Origin of the sequence: Pseudomonas sp. NPDC089408 (assembly GCF_044749445.1) — a bacterium.
Taxonomy (GTDB): domain Bacteria; phylum Pseudomonadota; class Gammaproteobacteria; order Pseudomonadales; family Pseudomonadaceae; genus Aquipseudomonas.
On the sequence record NZ_JBIVHY010000002.1, the window covers coordinates 541,771 to 562,380 of the forward strand.

The window sequence follows — 20,610 nt, forward strand, 5'->3', positions numbered from 1 at the left end:
GGTCAGGGAGATGACGTGGCGACAGGCTGCGCGGCGCGTTGTACCTGCTCCCACACCCGCAGAAAGTTGCCGCCCCAGAGCTTGGCAATATCCGCTTCGGAGTAGCCGCGGCTGATCAGCTCGGCAGTGACGTTGCGCGCTTGGCTGGTGTTCTGCCAGCCGTCGATGCCACCGCCCTCGTTGAAGTCCGAGCTGAGCCCGACGTGGTCGATGCCGACCTTGCGCACCGTGTAGTCGATGGCATCGCCATAGTCCTTGAGCGTAGCGGGCGGCTCTTCATCGAGAATGCCGTACAGCGCGTTGGCGTACTGGCCGACCTTCTGTTCAGGCCAGCCGGCGATCACCGGGTCGCCGGGCATCAGCGCATAGTTGAGGTTGGCCAGCGGTGGCAGGTCGTACTGGGCGCGGAGGGTATTGAGCTTGTCCTGGGTCTTGCTGCTCAGCGGTTTCAGGTAGGTGGAAAAAGCCACCAGCTGGATCACCCCGCCGCTGTCCTTGATCAGTTGCAGTTCCTTGTCGGAAAGGTTGCGGTTGATGTCGACCATGGCGCGTGGCGCCGAGTGCGAAGCCACCACCGGCGCGTGGCTGAGGGCGACCACCTGGGCCAGCGCCTTGCTCGACATCTGCGACACATCGATGATCACGCCCAATTCGTTCAGCCGCTGCACCGCGCGCTTGCCGACAGGGGACAGGCCGTCGAGGGCATCGGCGGTGTCATTGAAGAACGGCAGCGGGCGCGAGGAGTCGGCCCAGCTGTTGTTGCCCACATAGCTGAAGCCGAACATGCGTACGCCGCGCGCGGCCCAGCGGTCGAGCTGGTCGATGTCGTCACCCAGCGCATAGGCGTTGAGCATGCTGAGGAACACTGCGAACTTGCCTTCGCCATGCAGGCGCCGCATGTCGTGTGGGGTATAGGCGATGCCGACCTGTTGCGGGAAGTCGCGGACCATGGCGCTGATGGCGTTGTAGCGGACTTCCTGGGTGTGCCGGGCGGCCTCGACGAAACCAGGGGTAGGGCGGTGCGGCCCCTGGTTGCCGGTCCAGGATTCGGGCCAGGCGAAGATGGTCAGGGCAGCACCCGACAAGCGCCCGCTGGCGGCCTTGGCCAGGTCGAAGCGGCCATTGCCATCCTTGTCTGCCTCGCTGCCTTCGGTGCCGAAGGTCAATGGCAGGGTGATGTGGCTGTCGAACGAAATGATGCGCTCTTGCAGGTCGTTGGCCTGGCGGGTCACCTCACGCGAGTAGCCGGCAGGGGTAGCGAAATAGTGCCAGGCGGCAAACCCGGCGCCGGCGGCAACCGCCGCGGCCAGGCTGATAAACAGGGCTTTCTTCCAGCGTGGAGTCGTCATCTTGGTCTCAGTAGGTTCACCGTCGAGGGATGGGCACAGAGGCCGCCGCTACCTGCAGTGAACGAGTTTGCACCTTGGGAATTTAGGTTCTTCACGGGAAAGTGGGTGAGGGCTTCCAAGTGCATGTCTTGGGATTTTGGTTGATGCACAGATCGAGCGCCGCCCGCGCGGCGCTCGATCTCACAGGCGATAAAAATGTTGAGACATGCCCCCATATGCAGTCGGTGCGCCGTTAAATTTCGCTTGCCGTGCAACGTTCTAGCCTTGGACGGGCCGTGCTCCATGGCCGCAATGAATGCACAGGTATGCAATGACGATTTCCCGACGCGGTTTCATCGCCGGTGTGGCATTGACGGGTGTGGTGGTACCTGGCGCCCTGGGTGCGCTGTATGTGAAGCGCCAGCGGGAGGCCGAGGAGTTCCCGGAAACGCCAGGCGAAGCCGTGGTCGAGCTGGCCGATACCCGCCTGCAGCAGTTCGGCGACACCCTACGCGGCATCTGGCGCTTCACCTTGCAGGGCAAGGATGCCGGGTTGGATGGTTTGCCCAGCGGCGAGTTGGAGCTGTTTCTCGATGTGGCCGCCAGCGGTCGCGCGTTGCGCGGTTATCTGGACACCCCGGCGGGCCTGCGCGGTGACGCTGAACCGCGCTACCGTGTGGTCGGCGACCTGTTGGCCGACAAGCCGGGCACCTTGCGCTGGCGGCTATTCTCCGGGCAGGCGCGCTATGAGTGCCATATCGTGCTTGATGAGGTCTGGGGCCGCTTCGGCAATGCCGGGCCTGCAACCCTCAATGGCAGCCTGGCACGCATGGACCGCGCGCTGAGCTTGCCCGTGGAAGACAACCGCTTCCTGGCCTTGAAACGCACCTTTCCCGAGGCGCGCGAGCGCACCCCGCTGAACCCGCAGCTGCTGGCTTGGCTGATCGCCCCGGAGCATCGTCTGTTCCACCAGCTGTGGCATTCGTCACGGGACAAATGGCACAAGCTGGACAAGCGCAAGCAGGGCGCCCTGCGTGGTCTGGGCTGGCAACCGGGGCCACGTGACCGCGAGCGTGACGCGCGTGGGCGGCACAAGGACCGCAACGGTTCGGGCGAGGATTTTTTCTTCATGCACCGGCACATGCTGGGCAGTGCCCGTGCCCTGCAGGACCTGCCTTCCTGGCCGCGCTTCCCGCTGCCGCAGCCCGAGCTTGAGCGTGACCGCGCAGGTTTTGCCCGCTACTTCGACAACCACGACGGCAATGCCCTGCCACCCACCTGGCTGGCCAGCGGCGACGACGAGTACACCCAGTGGGTGCGCGACATCAAGACACCGGAGACGTTTCACGGCAACTTCCAGGTGTGGGAATCGCGTTATACCGACCCGGACTACCTGAGCACTCTGACCCTGGGCCAGTTCGGTTCGGAGGTGGAGCTGGGCCTGCACGACTGGTTGCACATGCGCTGGGCATCGGTGCCGCGTGACCCCTCCAACGGCATGCCGGTGCCGACGGCGCGCACACCGGACGACTTTGCCGAGCGCTGGTTTGCGGCGCAGAACGATTTCCTCGGCGACCCGTTTTCCTCCCATGTAAACCCGGTGTTCTGGCACTTCCATGGCTGGATCGACGACCGCATCGAGGACTGGTTTCATGCCCATGAGCGGCTGCACCCGGGTGAGGTGCGTCGCCTGGAGGTCAACGGCGTGCCGTGGTTTGCTCCGGGGCGCTGGGTGGAAGTGGCCGACCCGTGGCTGGGGCCGGACACCCATGGCTGCTCGACGGTGCCCGGGCTGCGGCCCGGGCGCAGCGTGGAGATGGACCCGGAAACCATGAAACTTGCGTTGCGCATTATCTACAGCGATGAAGACCTGTTCGACAAGCTGCGGCCCAAGGTGCCGCAGCGGCCGTGGTATGCGCGTAATCTCAAGGTGGCACAGCGTTCACGTTGAGAGGGGGCGCTTTGCGCCCCTATCGCGACACAAGGCCGCTCTCACAGATCCGCACATGCGTGAGAGTAGCGCGGTTAATGTGGGAGCGGCCTTGCGTCGCGATGGGCTGCGCAGCAGCCCCAGAAGTCAACGCGGTCTACTGCCTGACTTGCCACCCCCCACCCAAAGCCTTGTACAACGCCACGCTGCCTTGCAACCGGGCGAGGCGCAATTGTGCCTGCTGGTCCTGCGCCACATACAAGGTGCGCTGGGTCTCCAGCACGCTCAACAAGGTCTCGGCCCCCGCGCCATATCGCTGCTGTGCCAGGTCGGCGGCCAGTCGCGCCTGCTGGACTTCTTCATCCTGCCACTGCCGTTGGCGGTCCACGCCTTGGATGGCGTTCAGTGCTTTCTCGACATCGGCAAAGCCGGCCAGGATGCTGCTGCGGTAAGTCTCCAGCAACTCCGCCTGTTCCGCCTCGGCCAGCTCGCGGGCAGCACGCAGCCGGCCGTTATTGAAGATCGGTGCGACCAGGCCGCTGGTGAGGGTGTAATAGGCGCTGTCGAACAAATGGGCAAAGGCGTTGGCACCCGCCCCCAGGTTGGCCCCCAGGGTCAGCTTGGGCAGCATGGCAGCACGGGCGACCTGTACGTTGGCACTGGCCGCGGCCAGCCGCGCTTCTGCTGCGGCAATGTCCGGGCGACGGGTGAGCAGCGCGCTGGGGACGCCGCTGCCAATGGCTGGCCATTGCAGGGCTGCGATCGTTTCCTGACTGGCCGGCAACAACTGCACGGGGTCGCCGAGCAGGGTCGCCAGGGTGACCCGGGTGTCTTGCCACTTCTGCTCCAGCAGCGGTAGCTGGCGTTGCTGGGTGGCGACCAGGCTGCGCTGCTGGGCCAGCTCCAGGCGCGTGGCCGAGCCGCTGCGCTGGCGTGCCTCGACCAGGCCCAGCACGTCCTGGGCATTGCGCAGGTTGAGGCGGGCGATACGCAACTGCTCTTCCACGGCCAGGCCCTGCAGGTAACTGTCAGCCACCGCACTGACCAGGGTCAGCTCCACGGTCTGGCGGTCGAAACGGCTGGCGTCGAGGCTGCGCAGGGCGTTGTCGCGGGTTGCGCGCAGGCCGCCCCAGAAGTCGATCTCGTAGCTGGCGCTGAGCTGCATGTCGAACGAGGTGCTGGTGGGTTGGCTGCGGCTGACGTCGAGCTGGTCATTGCCATCGCCATGCAACAAGCGCTGCCGGCTACCGTTCAGGCCCAATTGCAGCTCGGGCAGCAAGGGGGCACCGGCGATGACCGCGCGGGCCTGGGCCTGGCGTACGCGTGCGGTGGCGGCGGCCAGGTCGTGGGCGTTGTGCAGCGCGTGCTGCACCAGGCGATCAAGCTCACGGCTGGCAAAGGCGTGCCACCACTGGGCCGTTGGCGAGTGTGCCGAGGCCGCGGCAACTTCGCCTTGCCAGGTAGGGGGCGCGGCGATGCCGCTGGCGGGAGGGGGCGGCGTGCTGCAGGCTGCAAGGCCAATGCACAGGGTCAACAGGCTGATGCGGCTAGGCAATGTCATGGGTTATTCGCTGGTAAGGGCTTTGACCGGGTCGAGGCGGGCGGCCTTGCGCGCGGGCATGAAGCCGAACACGATGCCGGTGACGACGGCGCAGGCGAAGGCGCCGAGCATGGCAGGCAGGGCAAACGCCACGGCCACCTCGGCCAGCATCAGGCCGCCGCCGATGGCCAGGGCCAGAACAATGCCTGCCAGGCCGCCGACCATCGACAACATCACCGCCTCACTGAGGAACTGGCGCAGGATGTCGCGCTGGCGCGCACCGGTGGCCATGCGGATGCCGATTTCGCGGGTGCGTTCGCGCACGGTCATCAGCATGATGTTCATCACACCAATGCCGCCCACCAGCAGCGAGATCGCGGCAATGGCGCCAAGCATCAGCGACAGGCTGTTCTGTGTGCGCGCTTCGGCCTGAATCAGCGCCGCGTCATTGGTCAGTTCGTAGTCCTGGCGGCCGTTGTGGCGTTGGCGCAACAGCTGGTCGATGGCGGCTTCGGCCTGGTTGACCCGGGTGGAATCGAGGGCGGCGACGGCGATGTAGTCAGGGTCGCGCTGGCCGAACAGGCGTATTGCGGCGGCGGAGTAGGGCACGGCGATGCGCCCGTCGCTGTCCTGGTCACCGGAGCTGGCGCCTTTGCCGGCGAGGATGCCGACCACCTGGAACGGCACGTTGCCGATCAGCAGGTATTGCCCCAGTGGGTCGCGCCCGGGGTCGAGCATTTTTTCCCGGACTTTCTGGCCGATTACTGCCACGGCGGCGGCATTGGCTTCGTCGCTTTCGCTGTAGAAGCTGCCTTGCACCGCCGGCCAGTTGAAGATTTCCGGGAAGTCGGTGTTGTTGCCGCCTACGTAGAACTTCTGGCTGTTGTTGCCATGGCGCACCATCAGCTTTTCGCCGATCACCGGCATCACGTGCTTGACCTGCGGCAGTTGGCCAATGGCCGCCACATCGTCCAGGGTGATGGTGCCGGCGGGTTGGCCCAGTGTCGCCGGCTTGCCGTTGAGGTAGAGGATGTTCGAACCAAAGGCTGCCATCTGCGCCATGACCTGGCGCTTGCTGCCTTCGCCCACGGCCAGCATCACTACCACCGAAGCCACACCGATGACGATACCCAGCAAGGTCAGGGCGGTGCGAAAGCGGTTGACCCACATCACCCGCCAGGCAGCCTGCAGGGCTTCGAGCAATTCGCCTTTCCAGGCGCCACGCAGGGTGGCGCCGCGGTCCAGGCGCTGGCGCAGCTGGTCGGCTTGCGGGCCTTGTGTGCTGTTGGCCGGGGCATGCCCGGCAGCCGAGTCACTGATGATCAGGCCGTCGCGTATCTCGATCACCCGCTGCGCCCGCGCCGCCACTTCGCGGTCGTGAGTGATCAGAATGATCACGTGCCCCTGGCTGGCCAGTTCGTCGAGCAACGCCATCACCTCGGTGCCGCTGTGGCTGTCGAGGGCGCCGGTGGGTTCGTCGGCAAGAATGATATGGCCGCCGTTCATCAAGGCGCGGGCAATCGATACCCGCTGCTGCTGGCCACCCGACAGCTGGTGCGGGCGGTTGCCGGTGCGGCTGGCCAGGCCCAGGCGGCGGAGCAGGGCGCTGGCCCGGGCGTGGCGCTCGCTGGCATCGATGCCGGCATAGATGGCCGGCATTTCGACGTTTTCCTGGGCCGAGCCCGAGGGGATCAGGTGATAGCCCTGGAACACGAAGCCAAACGCTTCACGGCGCAACCAGGCCAGCTCGTCGCTGTTCAGGTCGGCCACGTCCTTGCCGGCAAAGCGGTAGCTGCCGGCGCTGGGGCGGTCGAGGCAGCCGAGGATGTTCATCAACGTCGACTTGCCGGAGCCGGAGGCGCCGACGATGGCGACGAACTCGCCGGGGTGGATGGCAAGGCTGATGCCGTGGAGGATGTCGACCCTGGGGGTGTCGACGCCGCCGTACGATTTGCGGATGTCGACCAGTTCGATCAGGGGTGTGCTCATTCAGCCTCCACTCACGGCAGGGGCGCCGATGACCAGGCGTTCACCTTCGCTGAGGCCGTCCAGCACCTGCACCCGCAGGCGGTCGCTGAGGCCGGTACGCACCTTGCGCGGTTCCACCTTGCCGTCACCGGTCAGGACATGCGCCAGGCGCAGGCCGTCACCGTCTTCCAGCGCGGCCAGCGGCACGGTCAGCACCTGGCTGGCCTGGCCGGCGACGAAGAACACTTGCGTGGTCATTTCGGCCATCAACGCGCCGTCCGGGTTGTCGACATCCAGCAGTACGCTGTACTGCACCACCTGGCTACCGGCGCTGCCATTGCTGACGCTGGCCGGGCTGCCGCCACCCTGGCTGGCCTGCTCCAGCGGCTTGGGCGGGATCGGCAGTACTTGGCGTACGGTGCTGGCCCAGCGGCGCTTGCCGCCGGCCAAGGTGGTGAAATAAGCGCTCATGCCTGGCTGGACCTTGCCGATGTCGGCTTCCGACACCTGCGCCCACACGGTCATCGGCGAAAGCCTGGCGATACGCAGGATCAGCGGGGTTTGCTGCTGGGCATTAAGGGTTTGCCCTTCGCGGGCATCCACGGCCACCACGGTACCGTCCATGGGGGCGTAGATGCGCGTGTAGCCCAGTTCGGCTTCGTCACTGCGCAGGCTGGCCTGGGCCTGGCGGATCTGCGCCTGGAACATGTCGATGCGTGCCTGGGTGACGTTCAGCTGCGCCGCGGCAGTTTGCACGTCCTCGTCGCGGGTGGCACCGGCGGCGGCCAGGTCGCGCTGGCGCTTGAGCTGCTGCTGGGCCAGCAGGTATTGCGCACGCTGCTCGGCCAGCTGGGCCTTGAGGTTGTCGATCGAGAAACGCCCGGCATCCAGCCGCGCCTGCTGGGTTGAGGGGTCGATCTCGACCAGCAACTCACCCTTGCTCACCGTGTCGCCGACTTCGACGTGCAGCTTGTGGATCTGCCCGGATGCCTGCGCGCCGACATCCACATAGCGCCGCGGTTGCAAGGTGCCCAGGGCGGTCACACTGCTTTCGATATCGGCGCGGGTCACGGCAACCGTGCTCAGCGGCTGGGCGCCGTAGGGCAGGGTCTTCCAAGCCAGCAGGCTGCCCAAGCTCAGCAGGCCAAGGCCAGTGAGTAGGGCACGGCGACGGGTGGTGGTTAAAGGTCTCATGCTGACATCCAGCCAAGGGGGTGCCAGATAGACGTAAGTGGCGGGGAGGGATTTAGAAAACGGTGCGCGTCCGTGTGTAGGAGCGGCCTTGTGTCGCGATCGGGCCGCAAAGCGGCCCCGGCAATTGTGCAGTGTTGCGAAAATCCCGGGGGCGCTTCGCACCCCTTTCCGACCGGTCCGGCGTCCCGGCAAGGCCGCTCCTACAGGGATCGCAACTACCTTGGTCCTTCTTGCTGAGAATAATTATAATTTGTAAGATCGCACGTTGACATCACTCGGTCCCGGCAGGACGATCTCAGGTAACGTCGTGGAACATTACTATCGCGAACTGGTGGGCTTCCTTTCCGCGCGTCTGGGTAGTCGCCAGGCCGCCGAGGACGTGGCGCACGATGCTTACCTGCGGGTGCTGGAGCGCACTGACGCCGAGCGCATCGAGCACCCTCGCGCCTTCCTCTACCGTACCGCACTCAACCTGGTGGTCGACCGCCACCGGCGCCATCTGGTGCGTCAGGCCGAGCCACTGGAGGTGCTGGACAGTGATGAGCGCTGGCACACAGCCGCGCCTGCCCACGCCTTGCAGCTTGACCAGCGCCTGGCGCTGATGCAGCGTGCGCTGAACGAGCTGAGCAAGGTCTGCCGCGAGTGCTTTCTGCTGCGCAAGCTAGATGGCCTGTCGCACCAGCAGATTGCCCAGCACCTGGGCATCTCGCGCAGCCTGGTAGAAAAGCACATCGTCAATGCCATGAAGCACTGCCGGGTACGCATGCGTGAGTGGGATTCCTGAGTGGCGAATTAAAGACGATTGCAAATTCCGTCACTCAATTACTTGATTTCTGCGTATTTCCCGACTTCTATCAAAGAAGACCGCTGCCAGGCGTGGCCTTGGCAGTAGCCGTTACTGGCGCAGTAGGTCATGGAATGCACCCATTACCCAACTGCCCAGGTCCGTCCATGGCAAACAAGACCCTGCGCATCCTCATCGCCGACGCACACCCGTGCCAGCGCCTGCAGCTGGAGCGGCTGCTCAATGGCCTGGGCTATTACCGGATAGCCCCCGTGGACAGCTTCGAGGAGTTGCAGCGCCTGGTGCAGTGCGCCTTGCAGCCTTTCCACCTGTTGCTGGGCAATATCGAGCTGGCCAGCCACGCCGGGGTCGACCTTGAGCGCTTTTGCCGTGTCAGTTCGCAGATCCAGCACGCCCTGCTTTACCACTCAGCCCAGTTGAAAGTGCCCGCGGTGTCGCAGGCCGAGCGCCAGGCGGTCAGCCTGAGCCTGCCCCAGGCGCCCGATAGCGAGGCGCTCGAGTCATTCATGGCGATCATTGACGCGCCGCTGCTGGTCGGCAAGTTGCCGCTGCCGGGCACCCTGTCGGCCAATGCTGCGCGACCGCGGCCACGGGCCAACTTCGCCCATACGGTGTTCAACCGCTAGCGCCCCAATGTGCTGACTGATTGGCATTGGGTGCAACAGGGCAGCTATTTGATATGCTTTTGCCCTTTGCCGATTTGCGGACCCTGCCATGACTGCCATCGATACCGCTCGCCTGCCCCGGTTCAGCCGCGGCGACCACCGGACCTTGGGCCTGGCGGCGTTGGGCGGCGCGCTGGAAATTTACGACTTCATCATTTTCGTATTCTTTGCGCTAACCCTCAGCCAGCTATTCTTCCCGCCCGAAATGCCCGAATGGCTGCGCTTGCTGCAAAGCTTCGGCATTTTCGTCACCGGTTACCTGGCGCGGCCACTGGGCGGGATCCTGATGGCGCACTTTGCCGACCACCTGGGGCGCAAGCGGGTGTTCAGCCTGAGCATCCTGATGATGGCCCTGCCGTGCCTGCTGATCGGGGTGATGCCGACCTACGCCGACATTGGCTACGCCGCGCCGCTGATCCTGCTGGCCCTGCGTATCCTTCAGGGCGCCGCCGTGGGCGGTGAAGTGCCAAGCGCCTGGACCTTCGTCGCCGAGCATGCGCCAAACGGGCGGCGCGGCTATGCCCTTGGCTTTCTGCAGGCCGGGCTGACTTTCGGCTATCTGCTGGGGGCGTTGACCGCGACCCTGCTGGCGCAGCTGTTCAGCCCACAGGAAATCCTCGACTACGCCTGGCGCTATCCGTTCCTGCTGGGCGGGCTGTTTGGTGTGATGGGTGTGTGGTTGCGTCGCTGGCTGAGCGAAACACCGGTGTTCCTGGCCCTGCGCGCGCGCCAGGCGCAACCCGTGACGTTTCCATTACGGCGTGTGCTCGGCGAGCACCGCCGGGCATTGATCCCGGCCGCGCTGCTGACCTGCGTGCTGACTTCGGCCGTGGTGGTGCTGGTGGTGATCACCCCGACAGTGATGCAACAGCGCTTCGGCATGACTGCCGGGCACACCTTCGCCCTCAGCAGCGTGGGTATCGTCTTCCTCAATATTGGCTGTGTGCTGGCCGGGCTGCTGGTCGACCGGGTAGGCGCCTGGCGTGCGCTGATGCTCTACAGCCTGCTACTACCGCTAGGTATCGGCGCGTTGTATGCCAGCCTGGTGGGGCAGTGGGGCATGACCTGGCTGGCCTATGCGCTGGCGGGGTTGAGCTGTGGCGTGGTGGGGGTGGTGCCGTCGGTGATGGTCGGCCTGTTCCCTGCGGAAATTCGCGTGTCGGGCATTTCCTTCACCTATAACGTGGCCTACGCATTGTGGGCCAGTACCACGCCGCTGGCGCTGATTGCGCTGATGCCGTGGAGCCCATGGGTGTGTGTCGGATTTTGTCTGATCATGGGGGCGGTGGGGCTGCTGACGGCCTTGTATTTCGGGCGTCGTGAGCCATTGGTGTTTGCGGCGGAGCCGATGCCGGTCATGTGTGGTGACAAATGAACATGTAGCGGTCCCGATTTCCGCACTACGCCGCCTTTGTAGGAGCGGCCTTGTGTCGCGATCGGGCTGCGCAGCAGCCCCATGATCTCGGCCTCGGCACAAATTGCTGGGGCCGCTATGCGGCCCGATCGCGACACGAGGCCGCTCCTACACGGGCCAACAAAAAGCCCCCGTCTCGTGAGAACCGGGGGCTTTTTGTTAGCGCAAGGGCAGGGGGCCTTACATGTTCGGGTAGTTCGGCCCGCCAGCGCCTTCAGGGGTAACCCAGGTGATGTTCTGGGCCGGGTCCTTGATGTCGCAGGTCTTGCAGTGCACGCAGTTCTGCGCGTTGATCTGGAAGCGCTTGTTGCCGTCTTCCTGGGTGACCACTTCGTACACGCCCGCCGGGCAGTAACGTTGGGCCGGCTCGTCGTACAGCGGCAGGTTGCTGGCGATCGGCACATTCGGGTCGGTCAGCTTCAGGTGGCAGGGTTGTTCCTCTTCGTGGTTGGTGCTGGAGAGGAATACCGAGCTGAGCTTGTCGAAGCTGAGCTTGCCGTCCGGTTTCGGGTAGTCGATCTTCTGCGAATCGGCCGCCAGCTTCAGGCAGGCGTAGTCCGGCTTGGTGTCGTGCAGGGTGAACGGCAGTTTGCCGCCGAACCAGTTCTGGTCAACATAGTTGAACGCACCACCGAGCAGTGGGCCGAACTTGTGGATGGCCGCGCCAAAGTTACGGCTGGCAAACAGCTCTTCATGCAACCAGCTGGCCTTGAATGCGCTGACATAGCCGTTCAGCTTGTCGCCGCCTTCGCTGCCGGCAGCCAGTGCGTCGGCGACGGCCTCGGCGGCGAGCATGCCGGACTTCATGGCGGTATGGCTGCCTTTGATCTTCGAGAAGTTCAGGGTGCCCAGGTCGCAACCGATCAGCGCGCCGCCGTCGAAGACCATTTTCGGCAGCGAGTTCAGGCCACCTTTGGCAATTGCACGGGCACCGTAGCTGATGCGCTTGCCGCCTTCGAGGTACTGGCTGATCACCGGGTGGTGCTTGAGGCGTTGGAACTCGTCGAACGGCGACAGGTACGGGTTGGCATAGGACAGGTCGACGATCAGGCCGACCACCACCTGGTTGTTTTCCAGGTGGTAGAGGAACGAACCACCGGTGTTGTCCTTGGCCATTACGTCGAGCGGCCAGCCAGCGGTGTGCACCACCAGGCCCTGCTCGTGCTTGGCCGGGTCGATTTCCCAGATTTCCTTCAGGCCGATGCCGTAATGCTGGACGTCGGACTCGTTGTCCAGGTTGAAGCGCTTGATCAGCTGCTTGCCGATATGGCCGCGGCAGCCTTCGGCGAACAGCGTGTACTTGGCGCGCAGTTCCATGCCTGGGGTGTACAGGCCGTCCTTCGGGTTGCCTTCACGGTCGACACCCAGGTCGCCGGTCACGATGCCGCGGACGACGCCGTTGTCATCGAACAGCGCTTCCTGGGCAGCGAAGCCCGGGTAGATTTCCACGCCGAGGTTTTCGGCCTGCTGGGCCAGCCAGCGGCACAGGTTGCCCAGCGAAATGATGTAGTTGCCATGGTTGTGCATGGTCTTGGGCACGAACAGGTCAGGCACCTTGGTGGCGCTGCCGGCATCCTTGAGCACGTAGATGTCGTCGCGCTTCACTTCGGTGTTCAGCGGGGCGCCGAGCGCCTTCCAGTCGGGGAACAGCTCGTTCAGCGCGCGCGGTTCGAACACCGCGCCGGAGAGGATGTGAGCGCCGACTTCAGAGCCTTTTTCCACCACGCAGACGCTGATTTCGCTACCGGTTTCGGCGGCCTTCTGCTTCAGGCGGCAGGCGGCGGACAGGCCCGCCGGGCCGGCGCCGACGATGACCACGTCGAATTCCATGTATTCGCGTTCCACAGGTTCTCTCCTACTCATCAAGGCTCGTGCTGTTGCTTTGTCTTATGGGTGCTTGCGCGCAGTGGCTCATCACGGGAGCGAAACTGTAGCTGCGCAAATGACGGACTACACCGTTTTGTCTTGGCCGCGCATTATATCTACACCACTTGGCGGGTCCAATACAAACGTTTGTTTGAATTTGCCGCAGGCCAGTAAAATCACAGGAACGCGGCTGGAGGGTGACCGATTTGCCGTATTGACCGGATTGGGTGTTACGGTCAAGATACGAGCGGTTTTACGTTCGCCGTAGGCTTGCAGCCGGGCGCAGGTACACCTCTAAAGACCAGGTGTGGAGCAGGGTTTTGCGGGCTTAGGCCGGTTTGTAGTGGAGTTTACACGCCACGACAGGAAATGACCCGTGAGTATTTGTCGCAAGAGTCCGGACAAGACTGTTCGGTCACAGTGAAGATACTGCCTCCCGGTACGTTTTTAGAGGTGCCCTTGTACCCACGCGCATCGCTGGGCTCTGCCCCAGGCGACTATCTATTCACCGGAGAGTAACGAGGAATCCATGAAGGTTCTTGTAGCTGTCAAACGAGTGGTCGACTACAACGTCAAGGTTCGCGTCAAAGCGGACAACTCCGGCGTCGACCTTGCTAACGTCAAGATGTCCATGAACCCCTTCTGCGAAATCGCCGTCGAGGAAGCCGTGCGCCTGAAGGAAAAAGGCGTGGCCACCGAGATCGTCGTGGTTTCCGTCGGCCCGACCACTGCCCAGGAGCAACTGCGTACCGCCCTGGCCCTGGGCGCCGACCGTGCCATCCTGGTCGAAGCTGCCGATGAACTGAACTCCCTGGCCGTGGCCAAGGCGCTGAAAGCCGTTGTCGACAAGGAGCAGCCTCAGCTGGTCATCCTCGGCAAACAGGCCATCGACAGCGACAACAACCAGACCGGCCAGATGCTGGCTGCGCTGACTGGCTATGCCCAGGGCACCTTCGCCTCCAAGGTCGAAGTCGCCGGCGACAAGCTGAACGTCACCCGTGAAATCGACGGCGGCCTGCAGACGGTGGCACTGAACCTGCCGGCCATCGTCACCACCGACCTGCGCCTGAACGAGCCACGCTATGCGTCGCTGCCGAACATCATGAAGGCCAAGAAGAAGCCGCTGGAGACCGTCAAGCCTGACGATCTGGGCGTTTCTCTCGTTTCGACCAACAAGACCGTCAAAGTTGAAGCGCCGGCTGCCCGCAGCGCTGGCATCAAGGTCAAATCGGTGGCCGAACTGGTCGAGAAGCTGAAGAACGAAGCGAAGGTAATCTAAATGACTATCCTGGTTGTCGCTGAATACGAGAACGGTGCCGTAGCCCCGGCCACCCTGAACACTGTCGCCGCTGCCGCCAAGATCGGTGGTGATGTGCACGTACTGGTCGCTGGCCAGAACGTCGGTGGCGTTGCCGAATCCGCCGCCAAGATCGCTGGCGTGGCCAAGGTGCTGGTTGCCGATAATGCTGCCTACGCCCATGTGCTGCCGGAAAACGTCGCGCCGCTGATCGTCGAGCTGGCTGCTGGTTACAGCCACGTGCTGGCCCCGGCCACCACCAACGGCAAGAACATCCTGCCGCGCGTTGCCGCGCAGCTGGACGTGGACCAGATCTCCGAGATCATCTCGGTCGAGTCCGCCGACACCTTCAAGCGCCCGATCTATGCCGGTAACGCCATTGCCACCGTGCAATCGAGCGCTGCGGTCAAGGTCATCACCGTGCGTACCACCGGTTTCGACCCGGTCGCTGCCGAAGGTGGTTCGGCTGCCGTTGAAGCTGTTGGCGCTGCCCACAACGCCGGCATTTCGGCCTTCGTCGGCGAAGAACTGGCCAAGTCCGACCGCCCAGAGCTGACCGCTGCCAAGATCGTCGTGTCTGGCGGCCGTGGCATGGGCAACGGTGACAACTTCAAGCACCTGTACAGCCTGGCCGACAAGCTCGGTGCTGCCGTGGGTGCCTCGCGTGCCGCCGTCGACGCCGGTTTTGTGCCGAACGACATGCAGGTCGGCCAGACCGGCAAGATCGTTGCGCCACAGCTGTACATCGCCGTCGGTATCTCCGGCGCGATCCAGCACCTGGCCGGCATGAAGGACTCCAAGGTGATCGTTGCGATCAACAAGGACGAAGAAGCGCCGATCTTCCAGGTGGCCGACTACGGTCTGGTCGCTGACCTGTTCGAAGCGGTTCCGGAGCTGGAAAAGCTGGTCTGATCCGGCTGCTTCACTTATAAAGAACCCGGCCCTCGTTTTGAGGGGCGGGTTTTTTTATGGGCTAAGGAGTGAGGAATGACGTTGCACGGAGCGGGCAGGGTGCTGGCATGCATGGCGGCGTTGATGTCACCGCTGGCTACGGCAGCAGGCAAGTGCGAGCGCCTGGTGGCGACCGGCAGCCCGGATGCGCCGCCCTATTCGTGGCAAGACCCAAAAGACCCGAAACACTTGATCGGCGCCAACGTCGACCTGTTGCGCCAGGTGGCTGGGGAGCTGGGCGTAAAGGTTGAGGTGCTGAATGCCGGCCGCCGCGACCAGGCACTGGAAGAAGTGCGCAGCGGGCGCATGGACCTGCTGCTGGACACCCCCATGCAGGTGGAGCAACTGACTGCGCTGGATTACATCCACCCGCCATTGCAGCTCAACGAGTACCTGGTGTGGACCCGCCACGATGCCGAACTGACCTTCGACGGCCCGGCCGATCTGGCCCGCTACCAGGGCAGCTTGTCCGAGCGCGCGCGGTTGACCCCGGCGTTTACCGCTTTCGCCAAGGCCCAGCTCAAGCTGGTGCCGGCGCAAAACCTGACCCAGGCGTTCCAGAAGCTGGTGCTCGGCCAGGTGGATTATGTGCTGGCAGGCCGCTACTCCGGCATGGCCATGGCGCAGAGCCTGGGCATGAGCGATGACCTGATCGCCCGCGGCCTGCCGGTGGATCGCCCGGGGCTGTACCTGGCGCTGTCGCACAATTCCGCCTGCAATGACAGCTGGTTGCGTGGGCAATTGGCGAAAAAACTGACAGAATTGCCGATCTCCGGTGCGTCAGAGGCGGTGCTGCAACGTAATGTCGAGCGCTGGAAATCGCAGTTGCAGGTACCGGCGGACGCCCCCAAACACTAGGAAGATTGCGTGAGAACCCAACCACTAATCCTTGCCCTGGCCGTGCTCGGCCTGGCTGGCTGCGCCAATGACCCGGCCCCTGTCGAGCAGATGCGCATTTCCGAGCAGGCGCTTGAGCAGGCCAGGGCCGTTGGCGCCACCGAGCAGGTCGAAACGCTGAAGCTGGCGGAAGACAAGCTGGCCCGGGCCAAGAGCAACATGCTGACTGAAGACTACCGCGATGCGCGCATGCGCGCCGAGCAGGCCGAGCTGGATGCACGCCTGGCCGAAGCCCAAGTGCTGAACCAGAAGAGCGAAGAGCAATTGCAGTTGCTGCAGTCGCGGGTCAAGCGTTTGCGCAAGCAGCTGGAGGTGCAGCCATGAGCCGCCGTTCGCCATTGGCCGTAATGGCCTTGCTGATGCTGGCGGCGGGCTTGCAAGGTTGCGCCAGCCAGCGCAGCAGCGCTGCACTGGATGATGCCACTGCCGCCTTCCAGAAGGTCAAGGATGATTCTGACGTGTTGCGCAGTGCGCCGCGTGACGTGATTCGTGCGGGTGAGTCGCTGGCCCGCGCCGAGCGCCTGTCCAGCTACATCGGCACCGGCTCCGATGTGCGCCATTACGCTTACCTCAGCCAGCGCTACAGTGAAATTGCCAGCGAGCATGCCAAGCTGGCGCTGAGCCAGGAGCGCCAGGCCAAGCTCGATCTGGAGCGTCAGCGCCTGCAGTTGGCATTGCGCGAGGCCAAGTTGGCCAGCGTGCAGCAGCAGGGCAAGTGGGTCGAGTCGCAGATTGCTGCGCTGGCCTCGGAACAGGCCGACCGTGGCCTGGTAATGACCCTGGGTGACGTGCTGTTCGACACTGGCAGTGCCGACCTTAAGAACTCTGCCAGCCGGACCGTGCTCAAGCTGGTGCAGTTCCTGCAACTGAACCCGCGCCGGGTGGTGCGTATCGAGGGCTATACCGACAGTACCGGCGCCCCCGAGGACAACGTCAAGCTGTCGCGCGATCGGGCCCAGTCCGTGGCCGATATGCTGGTGGACCTGGGCATCGACGAAAAGCGCCTGCAGGTGGAAGGTTATGGCGACCAGTACCCGATCGAGGCCAATGCTTCGGAGCGGGGCAGGGCGCAGAACCGCCGGGTCGAGATTGTGTTTTCCGATGAAAAAGGCAAGCTCGCGCCCGCGCGCTGAGGGTGGGGGCTCGCCTCGACTCCATCAGCGCCTGTGAAATCGAGCGCCGCCAGGTGTTCGCCGAAACATTTTCTGCGCCTATGAGATCGAGCGCCGCCCGCGCGGCGCTTCGCGGCTAAAGCCGCTCCTACGTTTGTTTCGGGCCAATCATTCCTGTGGGATTTGCGCGCGAACGCCTTGGCGCATGCCTCGATATCGCGTCGTACGAACAAGGCGGTCGCGCGCGCCTGGCACAGGCGATACTGGCCAGAAACAAACGTAGGAGCGGCTTTAGCCGCGAAGCGCCGCGCGGACGGCGCTCGATCTCATAGGCGCAGAAAATGTTTCGGCGAACACCCGCGGCGCTCGATCTCACAGGCGCCTAAGATGTTGTGGCGACCCTGCCATCTGTCCCAGTACACTTTGCAACTGTTACGGTATCCTCTACCGTCAGTGAGTCGCACAAGAATAACGAGCCCGTCCGCGCGTCGAGATCCAGCCATGACCAACCTGCTGCTGTACCAGCGTATCGCCCAGCAACTGGCCGATGACATCCGTCGCGGTGTCTACCAGCCAGGCGAGCGGGTACCCTCCGTGCGCAAGATGAGCGCCCAGCTCAATGTCAGCCATGCCACGGTGTTGCAGGCCTATGCCAACCTCGAAGACCAAGGGCTGATCCGGGCGCGACCGCAGTCGGGCTACTACGTACACCAGACCCCGGCCCTGACCGCGCAAACCCCGGACATCGCCAGGGTGGAGCGCCCTGGCCTGGTAACGCGGGCCAGCATCATCCAGCAGGTGTTGACTGAAGCACGCCGCGACGGCGTATTCCCGTTCGGTGCCGCAGTACCGCATGTCGATTACCTGCCAGTGCGCGCCCTGCACCAGCAGATTGCCAAAGTGACGCGCTTCCATAGCCCGCGTGCCTTCAGCTACATGTTTAGCCCAGGCTTCGAGCCGCTACGCCGGCAGATCGCCATTCGCATGCGCGACGCTGGCGTGCTGGTCGACCCGCGTGAAGTGATCGTGACCCATGGCTGTGTCGATGCGCTGCAGATGTCGCTGCGCGTGCTGACCCGCCCCGGCGACCTGATTGCCGCCGAGTCGCCCACCTACTATGGCTTGCTGCAGTTGGCGGACTTGCTGGGCCTGAAAGTGATCGAGATCCCCAGCGACCCGTCCACCGGCATCAGCCTCGAAGCCTTGCAGCTGGCGGCCAACCAGTGGTCGATCAAGGCCCTGGTGCTGACGGCGCGCCTGAGTAATCCGCTGGGAGGCACGGTGCCTGAGGAGCGGCAGAAACAGCTGCTGCGCCTGGCATCGGACTTCGATATCCAGATCATCGAAGACGACATCTACGGCGAGCTGATGTTCGAGCAGGGCAAGACCAAGGCGCTCAAGGCCTTCGACCGGCTCGACCGGGTGATCTACTGCTCGAGCTTCTCCAAGACCCTGTCTCCCGGTGTGCGGGTGGGCTGGATGATTGCCGGTCGATATCAGGACGAGATCCAGCGCCTGCAAACCTTCACTACCCACTCGGCCTGCAGCGTGACGCAGATGGGCGTGGCGGCCTATCTGGAAAACGGCGGCTACGACCGGCACCTGCGCTACATACGCCAGGAGTATCGCAAGAACCTCAGTGCCTATCAGCTGGCGGTGCAGCAACACTTCCCCGAAGGTACCCAGATGACCCGGCCAACCGGCGGTTTCATCCTTTGGGTGAGCCTGCCCGGGCGGGTCAATACGCAAGAGCTGCATGTGCGCGCGTTGGAGCAGGGCATCAGCATTGCACCGGGGCTCATATTCAGTAACACAGAGCAGTTCAACCACTGTATCCGCCTTAATTGCGGCATTCCGTGGAACAAAGAGGCCGAGCGCGCTGTGATTACGCTGGGTTTGCTGGCACAACAGTTGTGCCGGGAGCCTGCACTCACACTTTTGTAAGGCTTGCCAGCAGCCTGTGGAACAGAGAGCATACGCACCTTTCCTGTCAGTCTGTCCATTTGCCATGAATGCCTTACGCCGTATTGTTCTGATCCTGTGCCTTGCGCCGTTCTGCTATGCGGGCGGCGCGGCCTTGGCTGCGCCGCCGGCCAGCCAGGCGCAGCCAGCCCAGGGCAAGCCGGTGCAGAAAAAACCGGCAGCCAAGCCTGTGCAGAAACCGGCGGCAAAGCCGGCCGTCAAGAGCAAGGCCAAGCCTGCGCACAAGCCGGTCAGCAAGGCAGTTGCCAAGCCATTGCCCAAGGCAAAGCTCGACCTCAGCCTGCCAACCGATATGGTCGACAACCTTGAGCCGAATGTAGGTACACCTTCGCCCATCCAGCGTCGCAAACCTTTGCTGCCTCCAATGTTTGCCGATAAGCCAGAGACCAGCGACAGCCCGTTCCAGCTCAATGGTCGGCTTATCAACAACGAAATGCAGCTGCAGTTGCGCAATGATAGCCGTCATGACGTGGAAGGGGCGGCCATCGATTTCGAGTATCGCCAGTAGGCGCAAACTGACTGCAGGGTCACGGCACATTTCATCGTGCCAGCAATTTCAAACGCCTGTTTGAGCGGTTACTATCCAGGGACGTTCGTCCCGTTTTGTTCCAGGGAGTCCTGATTTTGGTGAATAGCCATGAACTGCCGTGAGGGCTGCGGTGCCTGCTGCATTGCCCCGTCCATCACCTCTGCCATGCCGCGCATGCCCAATGGCAAGCCGGCGGGCGAGCGCTGCCTGCACCTGACTGCAGCCAACCTCTGCGACCTGTTCGGCAAGCCTGAGCGGCCGGCAGTGTGTGGCGGGTTCAAGGCGGATGCCGAGGTGTGCGGCAGTGACCGTGACGAGGCGATCAGGATTCTTGGCTGGTGGGAGCAGATGACGGCGGCGTAATCGGCTGGATCTTCGACAACAAGGATAAACATGATGAGATCGTTCAAGCGTATTGCACTGCTGTGTGGCGTGGGTGTTCTGCTGTCGCCTGCGGCCTGGGCCGAAAACTGGCAAGTGGCCAAGGACGAGGAGGGGATCAAGGTATCCCTCAGCGAAGTGGCCGGGTCCAAGTACAAGGCCTATCGCGGTGTGACCGTAATCAAGGCGCCGCTGGCCAAGGTCGAGGCGCTGCAGGAAGACGTATCCGGGGCCTGTGCATGGATTCACGAATGCAAGTCGCAGAAGCTGCTCAAGCATGACGGTGACCAAAGCTGGACCTATACCCAGTTCAATACGCCATGGCCGGTGACGCCGCGTGATTCCGTGCTGCATATCACCACCGTCAAGGAGGCAGATGGCAGCCTGACCCGTAACTTGAAAGAAGAGCCGACTTATCTGCCGGAGGAAAAAGGCTTTGTGCGGGTGGCGAAAGTCGAAGGCTTCTGGAAGCTGGTGCCCAAGGGTGACAGCACTGAAGTGACCTACCAGGTGCACACCGAGCCAGGTGGCAGCGTGCCGGCGATGGTGGCCAACAAGTTTGTGGTGGATGCGCCGTTCAATACTCTGAAAGGGTTGCGGGAGCGAGCCGAAAAAAACTGAGCGTCGCCTGATGGAATGCTGCCCCTGTAGGAGCGGGGGGGGGGGGGGGGGGGGGGGGGGGGGGGGGGGGGGGGGGGGGGGGGGGGGGGGGGGGGGGGGGGGGGGGGGGCGGGGGGGGGGGGGGGGGGG

General features: G+C 63.8%; 18 protein-coding genes. 13 read left to right on the plus strand and 5 right to left on the minus strand.

Going from position 1 to position 20,610, the window contains the following annotated elements; genetic code table 11:
* Positions 1–2 precede the first annotated feature (2 nt).
* The gene (locus ACIP02_RS05735) at positions 3–1,349 is read right to left on the minus strand and encodes a dipeptidase (RefSeq protein ID WP_400614098.1); all 1,347 of its coding nucleotides are present in this window, start codon (positions 1,347–1,349) and stop codon (positions 3–5) included.
* A gap of 310 nt (positions 1,350–1,659) precedes the next feature.
* Here ACIP02_RS05735 and ACIP02_RS05740 point away from each other — a divergent pair, with 310 nt between their 5' ends.
* Positions 1,660–3,279 (plus strand): PvdJ/PvdD/PvdP-like protein, encoded by a 1,620-nt coding sequence (locus tag ACIP02_RS05740; RefSeq protein ID WP_400614100.1) that lies wholly within the window; start codon positions 1,660–1,662, stop codon positions 3,277–3,279.
* A gap of 136 nt (positions 3,280–3,415) precedes the next feature.
* On the opposite strand, the gene ACIP02_RS05745 is transcribed toward ACIP02_RS05740, so the two are convergent.
* The 3 genes from ACIP02_RS05745 to ACIP02_RS05755 are packed head-to-tail and all read right to left on the minus strand — an operon-like array spanning position 3,416 to position 7,960.
* Positions 3,416–4,819, minus strand: coding sequence for an efflux transporter outer membrane subunit (locus ACIP02_RS05745; RefSeq protein WP_400614102.1), 1,404 nt, complete (start codon positions 4,817–4,819; stop codon positions 3,416–3,418).
* Between the two features lie 3 nt (positions 4,820–4,822).
* Positions 4,823–6,787, minus strand: a complete 1,965-nt coding sequence (locus ACIP02_RS05750) for a MacB family efflux pump subunit (RefSeq protein ID WP_400614104.1) — start codon at positions 6,785–6,787, stop codon at positions 4,823–4,825.
* A complete protein-coding gene (locus ACIP02_RS05755) occupies positions 6,788–7,960 on the minus strand; it encodes an efflux RND transporter periplasmic adaptor subunit (protein WP_400614106.1) in 1,173 nt (390 codons plus the stop codon). It abuts the gene before it with no gap.
* 307 nt (positions 7,961–8,267) lie between these two features.
* On the opposite strand from ACIP02_RS05755, the gene ACIP02_RS05760 reads away from it, so the two are divergent.
* From ACIP02_RS05760 to ACIP02_RS05770, 3 genes are all read left to right on the plus strand, one after another.
* Complete coding sequence (locus tag ACIP02_RS05760; RefSeq protein ID WP_400614108.1) at positions 8,268–8,744, plus strand: sigma-70 family RNA polymerase sigma factor; 477 nt, start codon at positions 8,268–8,270, stop codon at positions 8,742–8,744.
* Positions 8,745–8,911: 167 nt separating this feature from the next.
* A complete protein-coding gene (locus ACIP02_RS05765; RefSeq protein ID WP_400614110.1) occupies positions 8,912–9,391 on the plus strand; it encodes a histidine kinase in 480 nt (159 codons plus the stop codon).
* A gap of 88 nt (positions 9,392–9,479) precedes the next feature.
* On the plus strand, positions 9,480–10,805 hold the full coding sequence (locus ACIP02_RS05770) for an MFS transporter (RefSeq protein ID WP_400614112.1): 1,326 nt from the start codon (positions 9,480–9,482) through the stop codon (positions 10,803–10,805).
* Positions 10,806–11,024: 219 nt separating this feature from the next.
* Here the strand turns inward: ACIP02_RS05770 and ACIP02_RS05775 are convergent, their stop codons facing one another.
* Positions 11,025–12,707 carry an electron transfer flavoprotein-ubiquinone oxidoreductase gene (locus tag ACIP02_RS05775; RefSeq protein ID WP_400614114.1) on the minus strand — a complete coding sequence of 561 codons (1,683 nt, stop codon included), beginning with the start codon at positions 12,705–12,707 and terminating at the stop codon, positions 11,025–11,027.
* Between the two features lie 532 nt (positions 12,708–13,239).
* On the opposite strand from ACIP02_RS05775, the gene ACIP02_RS05780 reads away from it, so the two are divergent.
* From ACIP02_RS05780 to ACIP02_RS05820, 9 genes are all read left to right on the plus strand, one after another.
* Positions 13,240–13,989, plus strand: a complete 750-nt coding sequence (locus tag ACIP02_RS05780; RefSeq protein ID WP_400614117.1) for an electron transfer flavoprotein subunit beta/FixA family protein — start codon at positions 13,240–13,242, stop codon at positions 13,987–13,989.
* Positions 13,990–14,919, plus strand: coding sequence for an electron transfer flavoprotein subunit alpha/FixB family protein (locus ACIP02_RS05785; protein WP_400614120.1), 930 nt, complete (start codon positions 13,990–13,992; stop codon positions 14,917–14,919).
* Positions 14,920–14,994: 75 nt separating this feature from the next.
* A complete protein-coding gene (locus tag ACIP02_RS05790; RefSeq protein WP_400614122.1) occupies positions 14,995–15,816 on the plus strand; it encodes a substrate-binding periplasmic protein in 822 nt (273 codons plus the stop codon).
* A gap of 9 nt (positions 15,817–15,825) precedes the next feature.
* Positions 15,826–16,179: a DUF4398 domain-containing protein gene (locus ACIP02_RS05795; RefSeq protein ID WP_400614124.1), complete on the plus strand. Its 354-nt coding sequence runs from the start codon at positions 15,826–15,828 to the stop codon at positions 16,177–16,179.
* Positions 16,176–16,988 carry an OmpA family protein gene (locus ACIP02_RS05800; protein ID WP_400614127.1) on the plus strand — a complete coding sequence of 271 codons (813 nt, stop codon included), beginning with the start codon at positions 16,176–16,178 and terminating at the stop codon, positions 16,986–16,988. Before ACIP02_RS05795 ends, ACIP02_RS05800 begins: the two co-directional genes overlap by 4 nt.
* Positions 16,989–17,468: 480 nt before the next feature.
* A complete protein-coding gene (locus ACIP02_RS05805) occupies positions 17,469–18,911 on the plus strand; it encodes a PLP-dependent aminotransferase family protein (RefSeq protein ID WP_012273358.1) in 1,443 nt (480 codons plus the stop codon).
* Positions 18,912–18,975: 64 nt separating this feature from the next.
* Positions 18,976–19,458: a hypothetical protein gene (locus ACIP02_RS05810; RefSeq protein WP_400614129.1), complete on the plus strand. Its 483-nt coding sequence runs from the start codon at positions 18,976–18,978 to the stop codon at positions 19,456–19,458.
* Positions 19,459–19,587: 129 nt separating this feature from the next.
* Positions 19,588–19,842 carry a YkgJ family cysteine cluster protein gene (locus ACIP02_RS05815; RefSeq protein WP_400614131.1) on the plus strand — a complete coding sequence of 85 codons (255 nt, stop codon included), beginning with the start codon at positions 19,588–19,590 and terminating at the stop codon, positions 19,840–19,842.
* Positions 19,843–19,872: 30 nt separating this feature from the next.
* Positions 19,873–20,481 carry an START domain-containing protein gene (locus ACIP02_RS05820; RefSeq protein ID WP_400614134.1) on the plus strand — a complete coding sequence of 203 codons (609 nt, stop codon included), beginning with the start codon at positions 19,873–19,875 and terminating at the stop codon, positions 20,479–20,481.
* Positions 20,482–20,610 lie beyond the last annotated feature (129 nt).

Coding starts and splice junctions, on each gene's coding strand:
- ACIP02_RS05810 (WP_400614129.1), top strand. CDS start 18,976: ATGAATGCCTTACGCCGTATTGTTCTGATCCTGTGCCTTGCGCCGTTC.
- ACIP02_RS05780 (WP_400614117.1), top strand. CDS start 13,240: ATGAAGGTTCTTGTAGCTGTCAAACGAGTGGTCGACTACAACGTCAAG.
- ACIP02_RS05735 (WP_400614098.1), bottom strand. CDS start 1,349: ATGACGACTCCACGCTGGAAGAAAGCCCTGTTTATCAGCCTGGCCGCG.
- ACIP02_RS05740 (WP_400614100.1), top strand. CDS start 1,660: ATGACGATTTCCCGACGCGGTTTCATCGCCGGTGTGGCATTGACGGGT.
- ACIP02_RS05755 (WP_400614106.1), bottom strand. CDS start 7,960: ATGAGACCTTTAACCACCACCCGTCGCCGTGCCCTACTCACTGGCCTT.
- ACIP02_RS05745 (WP_400614102.1), bottom strand. CDS start 4,819: ATGACATTGCCTAGCCGCATCAGCCTGTTGACCCTGTGCATTGGCCTT.
- ACIP02_RS05785 (WP_400614120.1), top strand. CDS start 13,990: ATGACTATCCTGGTTGTCGCTGAATACGAGAACGGTGCCGTAGCCCCG.
- ACIP02_RS05790 (WP_400614122.1), top strand. CDS start 14,995: ATGACGTTGCACGGAGCGGGCAGGGTGCTGGCATGCATGGCGGCGTTG.
- ACIP02_RS05820 (WP_400614134.1), top strand. CDS start 19,873: ATGATGAGATCGTTCAAGCGTATTGCACTGCTGTGTGGCGTGGGTGTT.
- ACIP02_RS05765 (WP_400614110.1), top strand. CDS start 8,912: ATGGCAAACAAGACCCTGCGCATCCTCATCGCCGACGCACACCCGTGC.
- ACIP02_RS05805 (WP_012273358.1), top strand. CDS start 17,469: ATGACCAACCTGCTGCTGTACCAGCGTATCGCCCAGCAACTGGCCGAT.
- ACIP02_RS05800 (WP_400614127.1), top strand. CDS start 16,176: ATGAGCCGCCGTTCGCCATTGGCCGTAATGGCCTTGCTGATGCTGGCG.
- ACIP02_RS05770 (WP_400614112.1), top strand. CDS start 9,480: ATGACTGCCATCGATACCGCTCGCCTGCCCCGGTTCAGCCGCGGCGAC.
- ACIP02_RS05775 (WP_400614114.1), bottom strand. CDS start 12,707: ATGAGTAGGAGAGAACCTGTGGAACGCGAATACATGGAATTCGACGTG.
- ACIP02_RS05750 (WP_400614104.1), bottom strand. CDS start 6,787: ATGAGCACACCCCTGATCGAACTGGTCGACATCCGCAAATCGTACGGC.
- ACIP02_RS05815 (WP_400614131.1), top strand. CDS start 19,588: ATGAACTGCCGTGAGGGCTGCGGTGCCTGCTGCATTGCCCCGTCCATC.